The following is a 21,130-nucleotide window of genomic DNA, read 5'->3' on the forward strand; positions in this document are numbered from 1 at the left end:
ATGGATGCCACCGACATGATCCTGGCCCTCGGCCCCGACCTCGGGGTGGGCAGCCGGACCTTCATCATCCAGCTCCTCCTGGTGCTGGGCATCGTGGCGATCGTCGCCTGGCTGTTCATCAAGCGTGGCGCCAAGCAGCTCGCGGTGCGCCGCCTGCTGATCCTCGCCTTCGCCGCATTCGCCGTGGTGACAGTGCTGTTCCCGGGAGCGCTCAGCCGGGTCGCGAATATCGTCGGGGTGGGCCGCGGCGCTGACCTGCTCCTCTATGCGACGGTGCTGGTGCTGCTGGGCTTCCTCGCTCTGCAGGAGGCCCGCACCAAGGCCGCGGAGAAGCGCACCACGCACCTGGCGCGCCGGCTCGCGCTGGACGAGGCTGAGCAGCCCTGGCAGTACCGCGAGCGCGAGCTCCGCACCCCCCGCTCGGAATGAACGGAGAAGAGCGCACCTACCTGCCTTTTCTCGACGTCACCCGGATCCTCGCCGTCCTCGGCGTCGTGGTGATCCATGTCGTCGGCGGAGGGGTCGGGGCCGGTGAGGCGGGCCTCGGGATCGTCGCGCTCGACATGGCGTTCAAGTGCGCCGTGCCGATCTTCTTCATGATGTCCGGGGCGCTGAGCCTCGACCCTCGAGCACATCGCCACGGCCCCGCAGAGTTCCTGCGCCGCCGGATGACACGCGTCGTCCCGGCGCTGGTCGTCTGGTCGGCCTTCTACCTGGTGGTGATCCGCGGGCTGGTGTCGGGGAGCCCGGTCGGCTCCTTCGCGGAGCTGGTCGACCTGATCATCACGGGCGAGACGTACACGCACCTGTACTTCCTCTTCGCGATCGCAGGCCTGTACCTCATCACCCCGTTGCTGGCGTCGTTCCTCGCGGACGATGAGGGTCGGCGAAGCTGGATCGTGGGGCTGTTCGCAGCGAGCTGGACCGTCCTGGTGACGGTCGCCGGGCAGGCGGGAGGACGCGGGTCGATCTCGATGGTCCCGGTCGCCGCCGGCAGCCTCACGTTCTTCCTGCTGTACACCGGGTACTTCGTGCTCGGCCGCGCAGTCCTGGTAAAACCGATACCCCGCTGGGCGGGGGCCCTCGGCCTGGTGACGGTCCCTGGCTTCATCGCCCTGATCACCTGGCTGTTCGTCGCCAGTCGAGGAGCTGCCCCGACGTGGGTCGCGGTCCTCGCCCCCGTCTACGGGTCGCTGCCCGTCGTCGCCTACTCCGTCGTGCTGATGGCGTCCGTCTCCAGCCTGTGCGCTGGCTGGCGGGTCTCCGAACGCACCGAGCGGAGGCTCCGCACCCTCGGGAACGCGACCTTCGGCATCTTCCTGGTGCACTTCGCGGTGCTCGTCGTGCTGCGCGAGGTGTTCCCGGTGCTCGATGTCTACGATGTCGGCCCGATGGCTCTCACCTGGACGCTCACCGTGCTGCTCTCGACCGTCATCGCGCTGATCGGTCAGCGGACTCCGCTGTTGAGGCGGATCTTCTGATCCTCCGCCTGGCAGATACGCTGGCTTCGCCCCACCACTGCCCAGTGGTGGGGCCTCCAGGTCCGCGCCCCGAGTCCTACTCCAGGAGGAAGCCCGTGCTCTCCATTCGTCGTGGCTTCTCGGTCACCGGGGTCCTCCCCCTTCGCGCATGATCGATCTGCTCTGGTTCTCCTGGGCGGCCGCCTTCGCCCTGGTTCTCGCCTACCTGCCGGGCGTCGTCCTCGCTCGCGCGCTCGGCATCGCGTGGCGCGCCGCCGCAGCCGTCGCACCAGCGGTGACCGCCTGCGTCTTCGGCAGCGGCGCGATCGTCGTCGCATTGATCGGGATGCCGTGGAATCTGGTGTCCGCGCTCCTGATGACGGTGCTCGCCGGCCTCGTGCTCTGGGGACTGCGGCTCGCCATCGAACGATGGCTGCGCTCTGCACGAGCCCGTCACGGCCAGGGGTCGGACCTGCACACCGCACCGGCGGGCACCTCCCGTCCGCTGCTGGTTCGAGGGCCTGTCTCTCTGCTGGTCCTGGCCGCTGCGACGGCTCTCGCCGTGGTCCCGATCCTGGCCTCCTTCGGCTCACCGGGGCAGCCGCTGCAGAGATGGGATGCGCTGTTCCATCTCAGCGCGCTGCAATGGATCCGGGAGACCGGCTACGGCTCGACCCTGAGGTTCGCCTCACTCTCGACGACCGACGGCTCAGGCGGGGTCTACCCCGCGGCGTTCCATGACATCGCGGCACTGGTGCCGCTCGCCCCGACGCCCATCGTCCTGAACGCCGCGACCCTGATGCTCGCCCTGGTGCCCTGGGTCTACGGCATCATGTTCCTGACCCGTATGCTGTGGCCACGACTGAGCTGGGGACCGCTGGCTGCGGGCACGGCCGCCGCGATCGCCCCCGCGGTGCCGCTGAGCGAATGGATCCATCTCGCGGCCATCCCCAACCTCGTCGCCTCCGCCTTCCTGCCGGGCGTGCTCGGGGTGACCGTCGCCGGGTTCCGCGCCCTGCGCTTCCGTCTCTCCGGGCACCACGGAGAGACGGTGCTCCCGCTCGTGGTCGCGATCGTCCTGGGCGCTGTGGGACTGGGCCTGATGCATCCGAACGTCTTCATCGCGCTGTGCCTGCTGATCACTGCTGCGGCCCTGGCCGGAGCCGTCGAGCAGCGCCGTCGACGCCCGCGCCTCGCACGCTTCAGCGCTGTGGTGGTCCTGCTCGGGCTGCTCCCGGTCCTCGTGATCGCCGTGCTCCCCGCCTCCGGGGTCGCCGGCGACTTCGTCGGGGGGCTGGTGATCTCCCCCCTCCGCGCGGTGGGCGAGATGTCTTCCGGACTGCTGACGGTGTGGGCGATGGCGACCGGGCCGCTGCTGTGGCTGCTCGGTTACCTGGGGGTCTGGGCACATCTGCGGCGAGGCAGCGCGGTGTTGCCGGTGGTGCTGCTGGTGCCGCTGGTGCTGTACATGGACGCCGCGATCGACTCCTCGCTGCGCCTCTCGGCGCTCTGGTACAGCGGTCAGGACCGCATCTCGATGCTGTTCACCCTGGTGGTGTGCCTGCTGGTGGTCCCGGGGCTGGCCCACCTCGACCGTCAAGTGCGCAGGATCGAACGACCTGCCCAGCAGTTCCTGAGGATCCTGGGCCTGGCCGCCTGCGTGCTGCTGGCCGCCTCGACCATCGGGCCGCGCCTGGAGTACGCCGGGCGGAACCTGGATCTGGATATGACCGGGAGAGCCCGCTACTTCGACGCCGAGGAGTACGCGATGCTCCAGGAGGTCGGGGCTATGATGGACACCGACAAGGTGCTGCTGGCCAGTCCCTTCTCCGGCGGCGCTCACCTCTACGGGATGACAGGCCAGACCGTGCGTTTTCCCGCGGCGGGGATGCGCCCCAGTTCGACGGATGAGCAGCGGATGGACGATGTGCTCGCCGCTCCCGAGGATCCAGCCGCCTGTGCGCGGCTCGAAGACGCGAACATCGGCTACGTGTACGCAGATCAGCGACCGTACAACGTGGGCGGCAGGTTCACCCGCCTGGACCAGGCGAGCCCGGCGCTGGGGACGGTGATCGGCCGCACCGACCACTCGATCATGATCGAGATCGACTGCGCGGCCGACTAGTCGTCTAGAAGACCAGTCGTTCGGAAAACCAGTCGGTCAGAAGAGCGGCGCGAGCGCCGTGACCGCGCGGTCCCCGCTCGCGTCGAGGCTTGCGTCCTGCTCGGTCCAGCGACGCAGCAGTGCGGGATCCGGGCGGTCCTCGCCCGAGAGCGCGGCCCGCATCGCCGCGGCGACCGACTCCGCGTCGTAGGGGGTCGACCAGCCCAGGCCGTTCTCCTCGACCAGGCGGTTGCCGTAGCCGTCACCGGACTGGATCACCGGGATCCCGCAGGCCGTGGCAGCGAACATCTTGGTGGCGACCGCGAAGTCGTAGCCCTGGCCCGGGGTGACCGAGCTCAGGGAGGCGACGGAGCCTCGGATATAGGCGGAGATCTCCTGGGCGGGCAGGCGACGACGGAACTCGACCCCGTCGAGCCCTCGGTCCCGGGCCCGCTGCTCGAGCTCGTCCCGGTGCGCACCCTCGGAGAAGAACAGCATCCGCAGGCCAGGATGATCAGCCCGCACTCGCTCGTACGCGTCCAGGAAGATCCCTGCGCCGTGCCACTCGGACACGGTCCCGGTGTACACGAAGTACGGACCGGGCTCCTCCGCGCTCGGCCCCTCCGGCGTGAAGTCGTCGATGTTGATGCCGTTGCCGACGACTGCCACCGAAGCCCGCGGCCCGATCAGCTCGATGATCCGATCGTGGACGCCCTGCGAGGTGGCCAGCAGCACGCTCGCGCGGCGCCAGACCAGCTTCTCCATGACGCGGACCGCCTTCCGCACGATCCACGGGACACCCTCGACGGTGCCGGTCGCATCCGCCCACACATCGGCGGCGTAGTACGCATAGGGCACCCGTCGCAGCGCGGCTGCGGCCATCACGGCCAGTCCCGTGGTGGGAGGCGGCTCGGAGACGACGCCGGCGAGGTCACGCTGGGCCAGCAGACGGAAGAACAGCGGGATATCGAAGCTCAGGTAGGAGACGTACCCCTTGACATGCCCCTGGCGGTCCCGCTTGACGGGCCAGCGGGAGATCTCGGAGACCCGGTCAGGGATCTGCTTGAGCCCTGGCGCGGTGGTGGTCATCACGCGCACGGTGTGCCCTGCGCGCTCCATCGCCCGCACCAGCGCCTCGTTGCGGGATGCCGCGGGAGTCGGTTCAGGGGCGAACAGCCGGGTGGCGACGACGAACGTGCCTCGAGTCAGGGGGGAGTGCTTCGACACCACGTGGTGACCTTCCGTTCTTGTCATCCGGGTCATCCGGGCCCTCCTGGGCCGGTTCACCGTAGCACCCTCGAACGCGGCTCCGACGGTCGGTGCACGCCGGGCGCGTCTATACAATGAAAGGCGTGTCCGAGCCCGAGATCCTCCTCATCAGCCTCTCCCCCATCCACCGTGATTCACGCGTCCTGCGGCAGCTCTCCGTCGTCGCTGAGTTCGGTCGGGTCACGACGGTCGGCTACGGTCCGACGCCCGAGGGTGCGAGCGAGCACATCGAAGTTCCCGACCATCTGAAGACCCTCCCCCAGGATCTGCCCGGCGTGGCGCTCCTGGCAACGCGGCAGTGGCGCAGGGCAGCGCCCGCCGCCCCCGCCATCCGGTGGACGATGCGTGCGCTCGAGGGTCGCCGATTCGATGCCGTGGTCGCCAACGAGGCGCGGATCCTGGCTCTCGCCGACGCCGTCGCCCATGGTGCGCCGATCTGGGCGGACATGCACGAGTGGGCCCCCGAGGAGCGCACCCATGTGCTGTCCTGGCGACTGCTCGTCGCTCCCCTGATGGACTACCTGTGCCGCACCTATCTGCCGCGCAATGCTGCGGTGACGGCAGTGGGCGGGAGCATCGCCGAGCTCTACCGGGAGCGATACGGGGTCGCCGCCCGCGTGATGCGGAACGCCTCCCGGTGGCAGGAGCTCGCCCCCTCGCCGGTGCTCGAGGACCAGGTGCGCCTGGTGCACTCGGGATCCGCCGTCCCCGGGCGGAACCTCGAGCTCATGCTGGACGTGGTCAAGGCGCTGCCAGCCCGCTTCAGCCTCGACCTCTACCTCGTGCCCGCCAATGACGGTGGTGCGTATATGCGTGCGTTGCACGCACGGGCTGCCGGCGACGCGCGCATCCGCTTCCACGATCCGGTGGCACCGACCGAGCTCCCGGAGGTCCTGAACCAGTACGACCTCGGCGTCTTCTGGATCGAGCCCTTCAACACCAATGCCCGCCTGACGCTGCCCAACAAGCTCTTCGACTTCGTGCAAGGCCGTCTCGGCGTCGCCATCGGCCCGAGCGAGGAGATGGTGCCGGTCGTGCGTGAGCACGGGCTCGGGCCCATCGCCGAGGGCTTCTCCGTCGAGCAGTGCAGGGCATCACTGGCATCGATCACCGCGGAGGACCTCCGGGGTTGGAAGAACGCCTCCGACACCGCCTCCCGCGAGCTCAGCTTCGAGAAGGACGCCGAGGTGGCCCGAGACATCATGCGCGGCCTGCTCCAGGGCTGAGCTGACCCCATCCAGGAGAAGACCGTGTCCTCACTCCCCCGCGTCGATCAGATCACCGATTTCCTCCGGAACCGCTCCGTGCAGGTCCTCGGTTCTGCGAGCCCGATCGGAGGCGCAGGGCGTGCAGTGGCCGAGCGCGCCGGCGGCCGCGCCGGGCGCACCTTCACACGCAGTGCGCAGGCCTTCGCCGAACTTGAGGGCGGGCACCAGATCCCGTGGGATGACCTCCTCCCCCTGCTGACCGAGCTGCTGGCCCTGGCCGACAACGCCCTGGCGCGCGGCCGTCACCAGCAGAGTGTGACATGGACGAACCTGGCCATCCTGCTGGCCTATCACCGTTCCACGCATTACGGGCCCCTGCATTCACCGCTCGCGCTGCGCACCGACGAGTTCCTCGCGCCCTTCCGCGACTCCGCCGCCGGCAGGGCGATGCTGCTCGAGGCGGATCCCGCACCGGCCCCCACCGGGGGGACGCCACCACGCAGCAGAGGGGATGGCCAGCCGCTGCGCGTGCTGATCCTGTGCCATTCCTCCTGGACCTTCATCCGCCGCGTCGAGGAGGATCTCCACGAGCACGCGGGCATCGAGTTCCGCACCGTGGACGTCTCGCAGCTGCCGCTCGCGGAGCGCCCCACCCACGGGCTCGTGATGCGCCAGCGGAGCACCTGGAACCGCTCGGGCCGCCTCCATCCGGTGCCCGCCGCACTCGAGGAGCCACTCGCGTGGGCGGACACCGTCTTCGTCGAATGGGGGGTGCAGCCCTTCGCCTGGTTCAGCTTCCTGGATCTCTCGGCCCATCAGGTCAGGACCGTCGCCCGGATCCACCGCTTCGAATGCCTCACCCCGTACCCTCTGCTCGCCCGCGGTGGCGCCTATGACGCGATCGGCTTCGTCTCGCCTCCGCTCCGCACCATGCTGGAGGCCGTTTCCCCGCGCATCCGGCAGGCACCGCAGCGGCCCACCTTCCACAATGTGCACAGCCTCGAGGCCTTCGCCCCGGCAGAGGATCGCCGACGGTTCGAGCTGGTGCAGATCGGCTGGGCCGTCCCGACCAAGGACGTCGCGCTCTCCCTCGAGATGCTCCGCAGGCTCCGCGCCGAGGATCCGAGATACGTCCTGCGACTGGTCGGCCCCACTCTGGAGCAGACCGCCATCGCGAGCACGGCCTCCTGGGCACAGGACATCGCCGCACAGATCGAGGAGCTCGGCGAGGGGGTCATGGTGGACGGATACCGTTCCGATGTGCCCGAGCTCCTGGCTCGGACCGGCTTCATCCTGTCCTCCTCGGTGAGCGAGGGGACGCACGAGTCCGTCGCCGAGGCCGCCGCATCCGGCTGTGTGCCGGTGGTGCGCAACTGGCCCGAGATCGCTCCCTGGGGCGGCGCCGAGATGGTGTATCCCGCGGACTGGATCATCGAGGACGTCGAGTCCGCAGTGGACCGTATCCGATCCCTGAGCACTCCGGGCGCCTTCGACGCCGAGGCGGAGCGGGCCCGCGCCTGGATCCGGAGCTCCCGGCAGCCGGACGCGATCCGCGCCGATTACCTCTCGTTCCTCCAGGGCTAGGAACCGAGCTCCTCCACATAGGGCTGGATCCGCTTCTCGCGGTTCCACCAATCCTCACCCGGAGCCTCGACCGGCCCGCACGCATCGATCCGCCACAACCGGGCGTCGCCGCCCTCGTCGAGGAGCGTGAAGCCGTCGGAGGTGTCCACGGTGTAGAAGCCGGGCATCACCTCATCGCGCTCGCTGTAGTTGTACTCGTAGCTCACGTCCTGGTAGAAGTACCCGATCCCGTAGAACTCCAGGACCTCGCATACCCGTGGGTCGGTCTCGATCTCGTCGAAGTTCTCCATCAGGAAGATGCCGTCCTCATCGACATCACGCACGTTCATCTGGGTGAAGACCGACTCCACCTCCGCTCCGACCGGCAGATAGGCGACCCCGGATGCCGGATCGCCCACCACGACGGAGCCCTCAGGCAGGTCATCGCCGATCCTTTCGAGCAGAGCGGCCTCCTCCGCGGAGGCGACAGGCCGCGGAGACGTGGACCCCACACCGACCTGCCGTGCGCCACCCGTGGTGATGTATCCGGTGCCCAGCAGAGCCGCGCTGATCGCGCCCCAGGCCCAGACCTGTCGCAGCCGTATCGGCACCCTCCTCAGGCCGGACGGCGCGGCAGGCTCCCGCCCATGAGCCCAGAGCACCACCGCCGCGACGGCCAAGGGCAGTATCACCGCCTGGATCGCATAGAGCCGGAAGGTGTCGGCGTACCAGAGACCCGCGAGGGCTGAGAGGACCGGCACCGGGAAGTAGGAGCCGATGATGATCGCGATCTGGAGGGCCCATGCCCACACGATCCAGCGCTGGTCGCGGCGCCGCGAGAGAAGGGCGATGCCCACCAGCAGGAGGGGGATGTAGACCAGCGCAGTGAGGACGCCCGCGGGATTGGAGACGTCGGTCGGCCAGTTCGCGATCATGCTGACGCCCTTGAGCGTGACATCGTTCCATTGCGCGATGCTCTCCCGCATCAGGAAGCTGCGCACCTGATCCGGGACGAGCAGCAGGAGCACCACGACGATCACGACCGCGGCCAGAACGCTCGCCAGGATGGTGCGCGCCCGCGGCGACATGCTGCGTCGCACCACGCTGTGCGCCCTCGTCCCTTCGAGGATCAGCAGGGGAAGTACGATCATGACGAAGCTGAAGAAGACGGAGGGGTGTGTGAGCCCCAGCCCTCCGGCCGCGGCGAGCATGATCGTGAGGTCGAGCAGGAAGGTGGCGGGCCGGCGCCGGAACAGGCCCCAGCGGCAGCGGCGCAGGAACATGATGAGGACGACGAGCAGACCGGGGAGCATGGCCACCGCCAGCTCATTGGGCCAGAAGGACTTCGTGAACGCGAGACCGCCGGGGAAGGCCGGGAGGATGCCGGCGGCGATCGCGCCGACCGCGGTCGCGAGGAGCTGTCGCCGGAACACGATGCGCGCCAACAGGGCGCTGCTGACCACGAAGAGGATCGGCGTCACCAAGTAGGCGACCAGGTTGGCGGCCGGCACGATGCCCACCAGAGGCACGGCCAGGACGGTGATCGCATGCCAGACCGTCGGATAGGTCACGTGCCGCACCTGCACGCCGTAGGTGTAGTCCACGGCGGCGAACATCGAGACCGATCCGGTCTCTCCGATCGAATTGAGCACGTTGTAGTGGTACATGGGGTCCACCCGTGGGTTCGGCACGGCGGGGTCGATCATCAGCATCGTGGGGATCCACATGCTGGCCATGCCCAGCACCAGAGCGCCCGCCAGGATGAGGACGTGGGACCGGGAGAGCTGGAGCAGGTGACGCCTCACGGAGTGCCCGGTGGCATTTCGGCGCCAGCGCGCCTTCCTGCTCAGCAGGTACCGCAGGAGCAGCGCCACGCCCCAGAGCAGGAGCATCAGCACCAGGTAGGACAGGGCGTGGTATCGGAGACCGAGCGTGTGCAGCATGACTCCGCCGATGCCCAGCAGGCTCGCCGTCAGCAACGGCCCTCCGGCGAGCGCGACGCTCAGTCGGGTGCGGAGGATGACCAGCGCACCGACGCCGGGAAGGTAGAGGGCGAGCACGAGGAGCGCCGCGACGGGTAGCAGCGCCATCCAGTCCAGAACGAGCTGCAGAGTCATGCGCCGGGGCCACCCGTCAGCGTCTCCTGGACCGTACCGGCCCTGACGGCCCAGCTCTGCTCATGCCGCACTTCCTGCACCCGCTCGGTGCAGCGCTCGAGTTCCGCGGGATCGCGAAGGAGACGCTCCAGCAGCTCGATGATCGACTCCCTCTCGTAGGCAGCGGTGTACCCGATCTCGAGGCCCTCCACGATCTCGCCCGCGAGCGTGTGCTCAGAGGCGAGGGTCGGCTTGCCATAGCCGAGGTACTCGTACAGCTTCATCGGCACTGCGAATTTCCGATACTCGTTGGGCTCGACGAGCAGGAGGCACGCCGAGACTCCGTCGTAGAGCTCTGCGAGCTCGCCCGCATTGGCATGCACGACGTGCACCCGTTCGGTGAGCAGCGGGAGATAGCGCTCGCGTTGCGCCTCCCACGCGGTGGGCGGGACCACCATCGTCAGGCTCACCTTCTCGACCCGCTGCAGTGCGGCCAGGCACTCGTCGATCTCATGGCCGGGCCCGACCCCGCCGATATACAGCAGGTGCAGACCCTGCCCCGGCTCGGCATCCCGGATCTGCGCCCCCGGCGGCAGCTCGGTGCACCGCGATTCCGGCGCGGGGATGACCGGCCCCATCGACTTCGACGGCAGGAAGAAGTGCGCATCGAACGCTCGCAGAGCCAGGAGGTCGAAGCGGTATCCGGCCTGCATCACCAGGCGTCGCAAGGGTGCGACGCTCGCCTGCTTCTCGGGGTAGCGCCAGTACACATCACGATAGAACTGGCCGAAGGGGATGCCAGCTCGTGAGCACCACGCCAGCAGCAGCGCCTCCAGAACCGGGGAGATCCCGTGAAAAGCACTCGTGGACAGCAGATTCGGCTGGGTCGAGTTCTCCGAGTACACGAAGGAGAGTTCCTGCCCTGCCCGGCGGCGACGTCGCAGATCCGCGAAGTCGCGGCGGCGCTGCACAGGATCCCCGGTCATGAGATGGACGCGGTGGCCGTTCGCCTTGAACGCCTCGAGCATCATGTTCGGACGCTGCCGACTCGCGGTCGTCGGTGAGGGGGCGAGGACATAGGGGGCATGGAAGACCATTCGCGGACCGACGGCCGCCGCAAGTGCCCGCTGCGAGAGCGCATCGAGTGCGGCGGCCCACTCCTCCCGGTTCTCTGCGGCGAGGGTCTCCAGATGGGGCAGCACCCAATGGCGCCGCAGCTGAACCCCGACATCCGGGGTCGCGGCCACTGCGACGGCCTCCAGGAGCGCATGGCCGAGGATCTCCCTGTCGCGCCGGCCGCTCGGCACGGTGTCGTGCTCCTCCGCGGCGACGATGAGGTGCGGGATCCCGGAGAGCACCGAGAGGACCTGCGCCGCGCTCGCCGCAGGAAGCTGTGCCTCGGCCACAACCAGGTCGGGACGGAGGAAGCCCTGAGCACGCAACGCGCGGGGCAGCACCCGCCGGAGCACTCCCGGCAGCTGGCCACGGAGGGGGCCGCTCAGCAGCGGAACCTGGACGCCCAGCACCTCGATGCCGGCGTCCGTCGACAGCTGCGGGGCCGAGCGAGCCCGTCGCAGCAGCGGCGCAGCACGCAGATGGAGGACAGCGACCTCGTTGCCCTGGGCCTGCAGCACGCGGGCCCGCTCGATGACGGACGCCAAGGAGAGCGGCCCGGCGGAGTCCGTTCGAGCAGCAGTGATCATGAGGATGCGCATAGAGCAGCCCTTCTGACGGTTCTTGTCTGTCATGACGCGTGCGCCGCTTCGTGAGGGCGTGCATCGAAACGGCGCGCCGCCACCAGCGCCATGCCGAGCAGGCCGACCAGCAGCAGGGCCATGACCCCACCGACGATTGTCAGGGTAGTGACGAGCGGCAGAGTGGAGAAGTACAGCAGGCTCAGCGGCGCGGCGGCGAACACGATCGAGAATCCGAGCAGCCAGATCTGGTTCTCCGTCACCACGAAGAGCGTCGAGATCGGGGAGGTCACCAACTGCATGGCCAGCCATGGTGTCAGTGCTCGCGCGATCTCGCCGGAGAGATCCCATTGCGATCCGAACACGAGCAGGAAGAACCATGGCGAGACGAGGTAGATCAGCCCGAACGGGACGATGGAGATCAGGATGGCGCGGATCATCGTGGCTTTCACCAGGGGGTACATCTCGCCGGGCTTCACCGTGGACATCTTCTGGAAGAAGACCTGGGAGATCGCGCCGTTCATGAGCCCGATCGGCACCTGCAAGATGCTCCAGGCACGGCTGAACTGGCCCACCGAATCCAGTGCCACCAGGCCGATCATCAGCGGGATCCCGTTCAGCCGGATACCGTCGATCAGTGCGTTGGGCAGATTCAGCAGCGGCATCTTCTTGTAGCGCCGCAGGAGATCCAGGCTGCTCGGGGTGTCCTCCGGGATCGGTGCGAGCAGCTCCTGGGACTTCCGCCGCAGATTGAAGAACGCGAACGCGGGTCCGATCGCCGTGCCGATGATGAGCCCGGGCAGCGTGGTGAAGCCCGCGAGGCCGGCGGTCACCTGCCCACCGCTGGACCCGGCCATCTGCTGGATGCGGTTCCGCGAGATCGTGCGGTAGTCCTTCTTGCGGTTGAACCAGTACTGGAGCACCGTCACCTGAGCCAGGAAGAAGATGGAGAGGCCCACCAAGGGCATCCAGATCGCGAGCTCCCGGCTCCCGTAGATGTCCACGATGAGGTCATGGAGCAGGAACGCCGCAAGAGATGCCCCAGCGGCGAAGAACACGTTCGAGACGGTCCCGATCTTCGCGATGCGGCGCGCCGAGTCGTCGTTGTCAGGCAGCACGATGGTCAGATCCATGCGCAGCGAGGCGATGGTCGCAACGATCGACACGATCGATCCGTAGATCGCGAACTGGCCGAAGGTCTCCGGGGTGAAGAGTCGTGCCGTGATCATCGAGGCGCCCAGCGCGATCATCTGAGCGATCGCGGTCCCCGAGGCGAGCGTGGCGATGTGCCGGAGCGTGGGGTACTTCTGCATCAGACGCTGGAAGCGGTCGACGAGCCAGCCCTTCTTCGCCATCAGGTCGCCCCCTCCACGTCGATCGGCCGGGGCAGGGCCGTCGGTTCTGAACATCGCCATGCTAGGCGACGGTCTCGGTAGGATCAGGACGCCTGCCGCGCACCGAGGGCAGATGTGACCAAGAAGAGACGAGGCCGGGATTGACCACGACGCATGAGAGCGCGCACGTCGCGCTCACCACCGCTCTGCTGGCGATCCCCCCTACCTACTTCGTCACCGCGCACGCCGAGGCACTCCTCCGCCGCCGCGCGCCATATCGCTTCCATGCCGTGCCGCTCGCGGCCTCGATCGAACCGGGAGAGACGGTCATCCCCGCCACGGCCGCCCTCGACCTTCCCGTCTCCTACCGCGCCCGCGCCTCACTCGCCAAGCTGGCGATGCCGCTCCAGACCGCGGTGCTGATGCGACTGCAGCCTGATCTGATCCATCAGCACCATGGGACCTGGAGCAGCGGCGCGATCCGGGCGGCCAGGGCGATGGGCACCCCCCTGGTCACCACCTTGCACGGGACCGATGTCGTCCATGCAGGTCGTGTGGGGCCGCGCGGGCTCCAGCGGGTCCACGCGCGCGAGGTGCGTCGCGCCTTCGAGCATTCGCAGCTGCTGCTCGCTGTGAGCGACCATCAGCGCAGGCTGGCTGTCTCCGCCGGTGCGTCGTCCGCGCATCTCCATGTCCATTACCAGGGCATCGATACCGACTTCTTCACCCCTGCCCCGGCGGCCGACACGGAGGATCGACCCGCGCGCCTCCTCTATGTCGGCGGCCTGATCCCGCAGAAGCGTGTCGACCTCGTGATCCGTGCCTCCCAGGAGCTCTCACGAGATGTTCCCCACGAGCTGGTCATCCTCGGCGAGGGGCCCCTGCGCCGGACGCTCGAGGAACAGGCTGCGGGCAGCGCTCACATCCGCTTCGCAGGGCGCACCGATCGTGACGGGGTGCGCGAGCACATGCGTCGGTCCGACGTGCTCCTCCTGCTGTCCCACAGCGAGGGGGCCGGGCTGGTGATCCTCGAGGCGCAGTCCTGCGGGATGGCCGCGGTCGTCAGCGGCGACGATGGCAAGGCGGAGATGGTGGACGATGGAGTCACCGGAGCGGTGCTCAGCGCAGATCCGCAGCCGGCAGACGTCGCCCAGGCGCTGCGCCAGTGGCTTCCGGACGGGCCGGCGATGCGGGCGCAGATCGGTGAGGCTGCCCGGAGCTTCGTGATCCGTGACCGCAGCGTGGATGCAGGAGCCGCAGCGCTGGCAGAGCACTACGGCACCCTTCTGCGCTGACGCATATGAGCAGCGAGGCCGTCCCGGAACGGATGCGTTCCGGGACGGCCTCGCGGCTATGTGTCGGGTCGACTCAGAGTTCGACGACCTTCGCGTTCTCCGCGCTCTCGAGCACGGCTTCGACGGTGCGGACGGTGTGCAGGCCCTCGCGCATGGTGACGATGTTCGAGGGGTCCCCGTTGATCGCGTCGCGGAAGGCCCGGTGCTCGGTCGCGAGCGGCTCGTGACGCTGCAGCGCGTAGGTGATCGAGTCACCCTCGCTGACACCCCGGAACGACGCCATCGACTCCCACAGGTTCGTCGCCGCATCAGCATTCGCGTGGAAGGTGAGATCCGCGTTCAGGGTGTCGCCCACCAGAGCGCCCTTCTCCCCCGTGACCACCGTGACCCGCTCCTTGAAGGGCGTCAGCCAGTTCACCAGATGATTGGTGATCGTGCCATCCTCCAACCGGCCCGCGACGGAGACCATGTCCTCGTCCTCCCGGCCGGAGCGACGGGTCGACGTCGCCGCGACCGAGGCATAGGGCGACTGCGCGACCCACGCCGTCAGATCCAGGTCATGGGTGGCGAGGTCCTTCACGACCCCGACATCCGCGATCCGGGCCGGGAATCCGCCCTGCCGACGGGTGACGATCTGGTAGATCTCCCCCAGCTGGCCGTCGGCGATCCGGCGACGCATCTCCTGCAGCGCAGGGTTGTACCGCTCGATATACCCCACCGCGCCGACCAGGTCAGCCTTCTCGAACGCGGCGGTGATCTCCTCCGCCTCCCCGATGTCGAAGGCCAGCGGCTTCTCCACCAGGGTGTGCACGCCGGCCTCCGCCAGCGCGATCGCGACATCACGATGGAACTGGGTCGGCACCGCGACCACCGCATAGTCGATCCCCGCCGCGATCAGCGCGTCCACATCCGGGAGCACCTCCAGCCCGGGCGCCGCACCATGGGGATCGCCGTGGGCATCCGCCGCTGCAACCAGCTCCACGCCCTCCAGCGCGCGGAGGTTCCGCGCGTGATGGCGCCCCATCATCCCCAGCCCGATCAGCCCGGCTCGCAGCGGCTTCTTCCTGCCCAGCATGCTCATGCCCCCGCCTTCGCCACAGTGTTCACAGCCGCCACGATCCGCTCCCGATCCAGCTCCGAGATGCTCGGATGCACCGGCAACGACAGCACCTCCTCCGCCAACATCTCCGTCACCGGCAGATCGACCTCAGTCTTGAACGTCTCCAGGCGATGCACCGGGGTCGGGTAGTACACCCCGCAGCCCACCTTGTGCTCCTCCCGCAGAGCAGCCGCGAAGGCATCCCGCTCCGCCGCCGTCGCGCCCTCGATCCGGATCGTGTACTGGTGATACACATGCGTCGCACCCTCACGCACCACCGGCGTCACCACACCGGTCAGATTCGCATCGAAGAACCGTGCGTTCTCCTGCCGCGTCGCCGTCCACGCCGGAAGCTTGCCCAGCTGGACCCGCCCGATGGCCGCATGGATATCCGTCATCCGGTTGTTGAACCCGGCGACCTCGTTCGCGTACTGCTTCTCCATCCCCTGGTTGCGCAGCAGCCTCACCTGACGCGCGATCTCCGGCGTGGCGCAGGAGACCATCCCACCCTCCCCCGAGGTCATGTTCTTCGTGGGATACAGCGAGTACATCCCACCCTGCCCGAAGGTGCCCACCTGGGCACCCTGCCAGGTCGCGCCATGGGCCTGCGCCGCATCCTCGAACACCCACAGACCATGCTTCGCCGCGATCGCCAGGATCTGGTCCATCGGCGCGGGATGCCCATACAGGTGCACCGGCTGGATCCCGACCGTCCGCTCCGTGACCGCCGCCTCGATCGCCGCGGGATCCACCGTGAACGTCTCCGGATCCACATCCACGAACACCGGGACACCGCCCGACACAGCCACCGTGTTCGCCGTCGCCGCGAAGGTGAACGACGGCACGATCACCTCATCACCGGGCTTCAGGCCCAGCGCCAGCATCCCCAGATGCTGACCCGAGGTGCCCGAGTTCACCGCCACCACCTCACGGCCACCCGCCAGCGCGGCGGAGAACTCCTGCTCGAACGCCGCGACCTCCGGTCCCTGCGCCACCATGCCCGAGGCCAGCACGCGATCCACTGCGTCCCGCTCCTCCTGGCCGATGATTGGCTTCGCCGGCGGGATCATCGTGAGTTCGCTGTTCATGCGGGGAGTCCATCCTGTCCATCGGGGTCGGTGAGGGTGGCCGGGCGCGGCGCGTCGGCCAAGGGTGAGGAGGCGAGCAGCAGCCCGCCGGTGGAGTCATCGTGGATGTACCACTCGCCCGTGGTGGGGCATATCCAGGCATCGGTCCCGTCGGAGGAAGGGATCAGCTTCTCGCCGGAGCGGCCCACCCAGCCGAGGCGCCGGGCCGGAACGCCCGCCACCAGCGCGTGCGGGGGGACGTCCTTGACCACGGTGGCGCCCGCGGCGACCATCGCCCAGGCACCGATGGTCACCGGAGCCACGCAGACGGCGCGGGCTCCGATCGAGGCGCCGGTCTCGCAGGTCACGCCGACGGGCTCCCAGTCGGAGGCGGACTTCGGGGTGAGATCCGGGTTGACCGCTCGCGGGAAGTGGTCGTTGGTGAACACTGCGGCGGGGCCGACGAAGACGCCGTCGGCGAGCTTCGCGGGCTCGTACACCAGCGCATAGTTCTGGACCTTGCAGCCGTTGCCCATCTGCACCCCGGAGCCGATGTAGGCACCGCGGCCGATCACGCAGTCCGTCCCGAGCCGGGCGCCCTCGCGCACCTGGGCAAGATGCCAGACGGAGCTGCCGTCGCCGATGGTCGCGTCGTCCGAGATGTCGGCCCCCGGGGCGACCCGGTAGGCAGGGGTATCGCTCATGGAGCCGACGATACCGCGAGCACTGGCCGATGATCGGGAGGAACGCCCTGCGATGCAGCGTGATGGGAGAACGTGCACACGATCCTCACCGCGTTCTCACCTGGCGGGCTGAGTCACCGCGAGGCGCGCAGCTTCTCCCCCTTGGCGAGCGCGACCTCTCGCAGCTCCGCCTGGAAGGCGATCATCCGCTCCCGGAGGCGCTCCGCTTCCTGATCAGCGCCGGCGGCGAGGATCCGGGCCGCGAGCAGTCCGGCGTTGCGCGCTCCGCCGATGGAGACGGTCGCGACCGGCACCCCGGCGGGCATCTGCACGATCGACAGCAGGGAGTCCATGCCGTCGAGATGCTTCAGCGGCACTGGCACCCCGATCACGGGCAGGGGGGTGAGGGAGGCGAGCATGCCGGGCAGGTGGGCGGCGCCGCCTGCTCCGGCGATCACCACCCGCAGCCCGCGCTCGGCGGCGCTGCGGCCCCAGGTGACCATGTCCTCGGGCATCCGGTGGGCGGAGATCACCTCGACGGTGGCTCCGATCTCGAACTCGGCGAGCGCCTCCTCCGCGGCTTTCATCACCGGGTAGTCGGAGTCGGAGCCCATCACGATGCCGACCAGCGGGCGGAGGGTGTTCTCGGTCATCGGGTCTCTCCTGAGGTCTCGACAGTGAGGGGCGCGCCGGTGGCGGGCACTGCGGTGGCGGGCGCGCCTGTGGCAGGCGCTGCGGTGACGGGCGCGGGCCCGTCGATGATCAGTCGTTCGGCCCGGTGGGCGCGCTCGAGCAGCTCGTCCGCGTCCGTGCCGGTGAGGGTGACGTGCCCGATCTTGCGACCGGGTCGCACGGACTTGCCGTAGAGGTGGATCTTCAGCTCCGGATCGGCGGCGAGTGCGGCGTGGGCGCCGGGGGCGAGGTCCTCGGCGGCGCCGCCGAGCAGGTTGACCATCACCGAGACCGGTGCGACCGGGGTGGTGGCGCCGAGGGGCAGATCGGCGACTGCTCGCAGGTGCTGCTCGAACTGGCCGGTGACGGCGCCGTCCATGGACCAGTGGCCGGTGTTGTGGGGGCGCATGGCGAGCTCGTTGACGAGCACCTCGCCGCCCGGTGTCTCGAACAGCTCGACGGCGAGCATCCCGGTGACGCCGAGGTCCTCCGCGATGGCGAGGGCGAGGGCCTGGATCGGCTGCTGGCTCTGCGCATCGAGGCCGGGCGCGGGTGCGACCACCTCGTAGCAGACCCCGTCCTTCTGCACCGACTGCACCACGGGGTAGGCCACGACCTCTCCCCCGGGCCGGCGCGCGACCTGGGCGGAGAGCTCGCGGGTGAAGGGCACCAGCTCCTCGGCGAGCAGCTCGCCGTGCTCGGCGAGCCAGTCCTGGGCCTGCTCGGCGCGCTCGATGATCTGCACTCCGTGGGCGTCGTAGCCGCCGCGAGGGGTCTTGATCACGATGCGGCCGCCGCTCTCGGCGAGCGCATCCTCCAGATCCGCCGCGGATCCGATCCGCCACCAGCGCGGGCAGGGGTGGCCGAGGGCCGTGAGGCGCTCGCGCATCACCAGCTTGTCCTGGGCGTGGACGAGAGCCGCGGGGCCGGGTCGCACCGCGGCGATCCCGGCGTGCTCGATGTCCTCGAGGATCTGGGTGGGCACATGCTCGTGGTCGAAGGTGATCACGTCCACCTCGGCGGCCAGGGCGCTCACCGCCTGCGCGTCGTCGTGCCGACCGATCCGCACCTGCGCGGCGACGGCTGCGGCGCTCTCGGCGGGGTCGGTGGCCAGCACCGGCGTGGTGAGGCCCAGCTCGATCGCGGGGCCGATCATCATCCGGGCCAGCTGCCCGGCGCCGATGAGACCGACGCTGCGGGCACCCACCGGACTCTGAGGAGCGGCAGCGGCCGCAGGGGCGACTGTCGCCGTCGGAGGGATGGTCTGCTCAGGGTGGGGCGGGGTCATCGACACGGCGGCCAGTGTACGAGGTCAGCTGCGGGAGCGCGGACGGCGCCGGACCACGGACCCCTGAGGCAGGGAATCGAGGTCATCCGCGCCGTGGCGCAGCCGTTGTGCAGCACTCGGCGCCATATCGGCGCGGACCCCGCGGGCGGCCTTCGCGAATCGTCCGCTGCGGCTGTCCCGTGCGGCTCGTGCGCTGCGACCGCTGCGCTTCTCCTCGTAGTCGTCCTCATCACCGTCGTCACCGGGCGCGGAGATCAGGAACACTCCGAAGGTGGTGGGGTTCTCGGTGAGCAGCTCGAGCCGCCCGCCGTCGTCCTCGACCAGGGTGCGGGCGAGCGCCAGGCCCACGCCGGTGCCGCTGGAGCTCCGCCCGGAGACGGATCGCTCGAAGATCCGCGCCCCGAGCTCGGGGTCGATGCCTCCGCCGTCGTCGGAGACCTCGACCACGGTCGAGTGGTCGTTGCGGCGCACCTTGACCGTGGTGCGCCCGCCGCCATGGGCGAGCGCGTTCTCCACCAGCGTGGCGATCACCTGGGTGAGCGGTCCCGTCGAACCCCAGACCGCAGCGCTGCGCGGCACCTGCACGCGCAGCTCCCGGTGGGCACGCCGGTATGCCGGCGACCACTCCTCGCTCTGCTGGGTCAGCACATTGCGCAGCTCGACCACACCGGGGGTGCGGCGCTGGGAAGCGCGAGGGGCGTTGATGAGGTCGTGGACCACTTCGGTGAGCCGATCGATCTGCTCGAGCGAGATGCGGGCCTCCTCGCGCACCCACTCCTCGGAGCTGGTCGAGAGGATCTCGTCCAGCCGCATCGACAGCGCGGTCAGCGGGGTGCGCAGCTGGTGGGAGGCGTCGGAGGCCAGCCGGCTCTCCGCCTCAAGGCGTTCGTTGAGCATCGCGCCGGAGCGGGCGAGCTCTTCGGCGACGTCGTCGATCTCGGCGATCCCGGAGGCGTGCCAGGGGCCTCGGGAGCGACCGGAGCCCATCTCCTCGGCACGTCGGCTGAGGCGGGCCAGCGGCATCGAGATCCGTTGCGCCTGCCAGAGCGCCACGGAGACGCCGATGGACAGCGCCGCCAGTCCGGCGACGGTGATCAGCACCCAGGCGCTCGCGTTGTGCGCACGCACATCCGACTGCGGGATGTAGACGGCGATCGACTGCCCGGAGGCGCCGTTGGTCGTGACCTTCTCCGGGCCCTCTCCGGGTGGGTCGCCGGCGGAGTAGGTGACGCCGTCGTGGACCACCGAGATCGCGATGTTCAGGTCCGTCTGCGCATCGACACGGCGCTGGAGCAGCGCCTCATCGATCTCGCCGCCCTCCTGGAGCCGCGCCTCGGTGTCGATGCGCACGGTGTCGACGATCTTGTTCGCCTGATTGGTGAGGCTCTGCCTGGCCAGTGTCAGCCAGGAGACGCCCAGCGGGATCCCGAGCATGAGCACGGCCAGCAGCACGGTGATGATGGTGGCCTGCAGCACGCGCTGCCGCACCGGTCAGCTCTCCGAGCCGGTCTCGAAGCGGAAGCCCACTCCCCTCACCGTGGTGATCCGGCGGGGATCGGTGGCATCGTCGCCGAGCTTGCGACGGAGCCAGGAGACGTGCATGTCCAGGGTCTTGGTGGAGCCCCACCATTCGGCGCCCCACACCTCGCGCATCAGATCGTCGCGGGTGACGACGCTGCCGGACTCCCTGACCAGCACGGTGAGGAGGTCGTACTCCTTGGCGGAGAGGCTCAGCTCCTCGCCGTCGGCGTAGGCGCGGCGGGCGGAGACGTCGAGCATCACGCCGTTGACGTCGAAGCTGTCCCCGGACTCCTCCATCGCCTGGGAGCGCCGCATCAGGGCCCGGATGCGGGCCTGGAGCTCTCCGAGGCGGAACGGCTTGGTGACATAGTCGTCGGCGCCGGCGTCGAGACCCACCACGGCGTCGACCTCATCGGCGCGGGCGGTGAGGATCAGGATCGGGGACTCGAGCCCGCCCTTGCGCAGCCGCCGAGCGACCTCGAGACCATCGAGATCGGGCAGGCCGAGGTCGAGGATCACCAGGTCGATCGCTTCGGGTCCCGCCGCGATCGCAAGCGCGTCCATTCCCCGCGACGCACGCGTCACGGTGTAGCCCTCCCGGTCCAGTGCGCGGGAGAGTGGTTCGGCGATGGCCGAGTCGTCCTCGACGAGTAGCAGTCGTGTCACGGGTTCCATCCTACGACGATGCCGGCAGGGACTGCCCGGTCCGGGGCGGGGCCAGGCGTCCGTCCATCATCACAGGTCCGCCGCGATCTCAGCGAACCCGGGAACTGGCGG

General features: G+C 69.2%; 17 protein-coding genes. 6 read left to right on the forward strand and 11 right to left on the reverse strand.

Annotated elements, in window-relative coordinates:
• From ACT3T9_RS15455 to ACT3T9_RS15465, 3 genes are all read left to right on the forward strand, one after another.
• Window positions 1-429, forward strand: a complete 429-nt coding sequence (locus tag ACT3T9_RS15455; RefSeq protein ID WP_444606967.1) for a DUF2304 domain-containing protein — start codon at window positions 1-3, stop codon at window positions 427-429.
• A complete protein-coding gene (locus ACT3T9_RS15460; protein ID WP_441443307.1) occupies window positions 426-1,481 on the forward strand; it encodes an acyltransferase in 1,056 nt (351 codons plus the stop codon). Before ACT3T9_RS15455 ends, ACT3T9_RS15460 begins: the two co-directional genes overlap by 4 nt.
• 148 nt (window positions 1,482-1,629) lie before the next feature.
• Window positions 1,630-3,585 (forward strand): DUF6541 family protein, encoded by a 1,956-nt coding sequence (locus ACT3T9_RS15465; RefSeq protein ID WP_444606968.1) that lies wholly within the window; start codon window positions 1,630-1,632, stop codon window positions 3,583-3,585.
• A 36-nt stretch (window positions 3,586-3,621) separates the two neighbouring features.
• Here ACT3T9_RS15465 and ACT3T9_RS15470 read toward each other — a convergent pair whose 3' ends face one another.
• Window positions 3,622-4,791 (reverse strand): glycosyltransferase family 4 protein, encoded by a 1,170-nt coding sequence (locus ACT3T9_RS15470; protein ID WP_444606969.1) that lies wholly within the window; start codon window positions 4,789-4,791, stop codon window positions 3,622-3,624.
• A gap of 125 nt (window positions 4,792-4,916) precedes the next feature.
• Between ACT3T9_RS15470 and ACT3T9_RS15475 the strand changes: the two genes are divergently transcribed.
• Complete coding sequence (locus tag ACT3T9_RS15475) at window positions 4,917-6,059, forward strand: hypothetical protein (RefSeq protein ID WP_441443310.1); 1,143 nt, start codon at window positions 4,917-4,919, stop codon at window positions 6,057-6,059.
• 24 nt (window positions 6,060-6,083) lie between these two features.
• Window positions 6,084-7,625: a glycosyltransferase gene (locus ACT3T9_RS15480; protein WP_441443311.1), complete on the forward strand. Its 1,542-nt coding sequence runs from the start codon at window positions 6,084-6,086 to the stop codon at window positions 7,623-7,625.
• Here the strand turns inward: ACT3T9_RS15480 and ACT3T9_RS15485 are convergent.
• From ACT3T9_RS15485 to ACT3T9_RS15495, 3 genes are read right to left on the reverse strand one after another with little or no spacing between them, the layout of a single operon-like run.
• A complete protein-coding gene (locus ACT3T9_RS15485) occupies window positions 7,622-9,721 on the reverse strand; it encodes a DUF6541 family protein (RefSeq protein WP_444606970.1) in 2,100 nt (699 codons plus the stop codon). The two genes, ACT3T9_RS15480 and ACT3T9_RS15485, sit on opposite strands and share 4 nt — an antisense overlap.
• Window positions 9,718-11,403 (reverse strand): hypothetical protein, encoded by a 1,686-nt coding sequence (locus ACT3T9_RS15490; protein ID WP_444606971.1) that lies wholly within the window; start codon window positions 11,401-11,403, stop codon window positions 9,718-9,720. Before ACT3T9_RS15490 ends, ACT3T9_RS15485 begins: the two co-directional genes overlap by 4 nt.
• A 41-nt stretch (window positions 11,404-11,444) precedes the next feature.
• Window positions 11,445-12,809 carry a lipopolysaccharide biosynthesis protein gene (locus tag ACT3T9_RS15495; protein WP_441443314.1) on the reverse strand — a complete coding sequence of 455 codons (1,365 nt, stop codon included), beginning with the start codon at window positions 12,807-12,809 and terminating at the stop codon, window positions 11,445-11,447.
• An 80-nt stretch (window positions 12,810-12,889) separates the two neighbouring features.
• Here ACT3T9_RS15495 and ACT3T9_RS15500 point away from each other — a divergent pair, with 80 nt between their 5' ends.
• Entirely contained in the window at window positions 12,890-14,023 is a 1,134-nt protein-coding gene (locus tag ACT3T9_RS15500; protein ID WP_444606972.1) for a glycosyltransferase family 4 protein, read from the forward strand.
• 73 nt (window positions 14,024-14,096) lie between these two features.
• Here ACT3T9_RS15500 and ACT3T9_RS15505 read toward each other — a convergent pair whose 3' ends face one another.
• From ACT3T9_RS15505 to ACT3T9_RS15535, 7 genes are all read right to left on the reverse strand, one after another.
• Window positions 14,097-15,104 (reverse strand): Gfo/Idh/MocA family protein, encoded by a 1,008-nt coding sequence (locus ACT3T9_RS15505; RefSeq protein ID WP_444606973.1) that lies wholly within the window; start codon window positions 15,102-15,104, stop codon window positions 14,097-14,099.
• Window positions 15,101-16,210: a DegT/DnrJ/EryC1/StrS family aminotransferase gene (locus ACT3T9_RS15510; protein WP_441443317.1), complete on the reverse strand. Its 1,110-nt coding sequence runs from the start codon at window positions 16,208-16,210 to the stop codon at window positions 15,101-15,103. Before ACT3T9_RS15510 ends, ACT3T9_RS15505 begins: the two co-directional genes overlap by 4 nt.
• Window positions 16,207-16,893, reverse strand: coding sequence for an acyltransferase (locus ACT3T9_RS15515; protein ID WP_441443318.1), 687 nt, complete (start codon window positions 16,891-16,893; stop codon window positions 16,207-16,209). The genes ACT3T9_RS15510 and ACT3T9_RS15515 overlap by 4 nt, the downstream gene beginning before the upstream one ends.
• A gap of 113 nt (window positions 16,894-17,006) precedes the next feature.
• Entirely contained in the window at window positions 17,007-17,525 is a 519-nt protein-coding gene (gene purE, locus ACT3T9_RS15520) for a 5-(carboxyamino)imidazole ribonucleotide mutase (RefSeq protein ID WP_441443319.1), read from the reverse strand.
• Window positions 17,522-18,703: a 5-(carboxyamino)imidazole ribonucleotide synthase gene (locus tag ACT3T9_RS15525; RefSeq protein WP_444606999.1), complete on the reverse strand. Its 1,182-nt coding sequence runs from the start codon at window positions 18,701-18,703 to the stop codon at window positions 17,522-17,524. Before ACT3T9_RS15525 ends, purE begins: the two co-directional genes overlap by 4 nt.
• A 153-nt stretch (window positions 18,704-18,856) precedes the next feature.
• The gene (locus ACT3T9_RS15530; RefSeq protein ID WP_444606974.1) at window positions 18,857-20,320 is read right to left on the reverse strand and encodes an ATP-binding protein; all 1,464 of its coding nucleotides are present in this window, start codon (window positions 20,318-20,320) and stop codon (window positions 18,857-18,859) included.
• Between the two features lie 3 nt (window positions 20,321-20,323).
• Window positions 20,324-21,019, reverse strand: coding sequence for a response regulator transcription factor (locus ACT3T9_RS15535; RefSeq protein WP_444606975.1), 696 nt, complete (start codon window positions 21,017-21,019; stop codon window positions 20,324-20,326).
• Window positions 21,020-21,130 lie beyond the last annotated feature (111 nt).

Origin of the sequence: Brachybacterium sp. AOP29-B2-41 (assembly GCF_052378395.1) — a bacterium.
GTDB lineage: Bacteria > Actinomycetota > Actinomycetes > Actinomycetales > Dermabacteraceae > Brachybacterium.

Excerpts from the sequence above, each read along its gene's own strand:
- ACT3T9_RS15455 (WP_444606967.1), top strand. The coding sequence starts at position 1 with ATGGATGCCACCGACATGATCCTGGCCCTCGGCCCCGACCTCGGGGTG.
- ACT3T9_RS15460 (WP_441443307.1), top strand. The coding sequence starts at position 426 with ATGAACGGAGAAGAGCGCACCTACCTGCCTTTTCTCGACGTCACCCGG.
- ACT3T9_RS15465 (WP_444606968.1), top strand. The coding sequence starts at position 1,630 with ATGATCGATCTGCTCTGGTTCTCCTGGGCGGCCGCCTTCGCCCTGGTT.
- ACT3T9_RS15485 (WP_444606970.1), bottom strand. The coding sequence starts at position 9,721 with ATGACTCTGCAGCTCGTTCTGGACTGGATGGCGCTGCTACCCGTCGCG.
- ACT3T9_RS15490 (WP_444606971.1), bottom strand. The coding sequence starts at position 11,403 with ATGATCACTGCTGCTCGAACGGACTCCGCCGGGCCGCTCTCCTTGGCG.
- ACT3T9_RS15495 (WP_441443314.1), bottom strand. The coding sequence starts at position 12,809 with ATGGCGATGTTCAGAACCGACGGCCCTGCCCCGGCCGATCGACGTGGA.
- ACT3T9_RS15505 (WP_444606973.1), bottom strand. The coding sequence starts at position 15,104 with ATGAGCATGCTGGGCAGGAAGAAGCCGCTGCGAGCCGGGCTGATCGGG.
- ACT3T9_RS15510 (WP_441443317.1), bottom strand. The coding sequence starts at position 16,210 with ATGAACAGCGAACTCACGATGATCCCGCCGGCGAAGCCAATCATCGGC.
- ACT3T9_RS15515 (WP_441443318.1), bottom strand. The coding sequence starts at position 16,893 with ATGAGCGATACCCCTGCCTACCGGGTCGCCCCGGGGGCCGACATCTCG.
- purE (WP_441443319.1), bottom strand. The coding sequence starts at position 17,525 with ATGACCGAGAACACCCTCCGCCCGCTGGTCGGCATCGTGATGGGCTCC.
- ACT3T9_RS15525 (WP_444606999.1), bottom strand. The coding sequence starts at position 18,703 with ATGATGATCGGCCCCGCGATCGAGCTGGGCCTCACCACGCCGGTGCTG.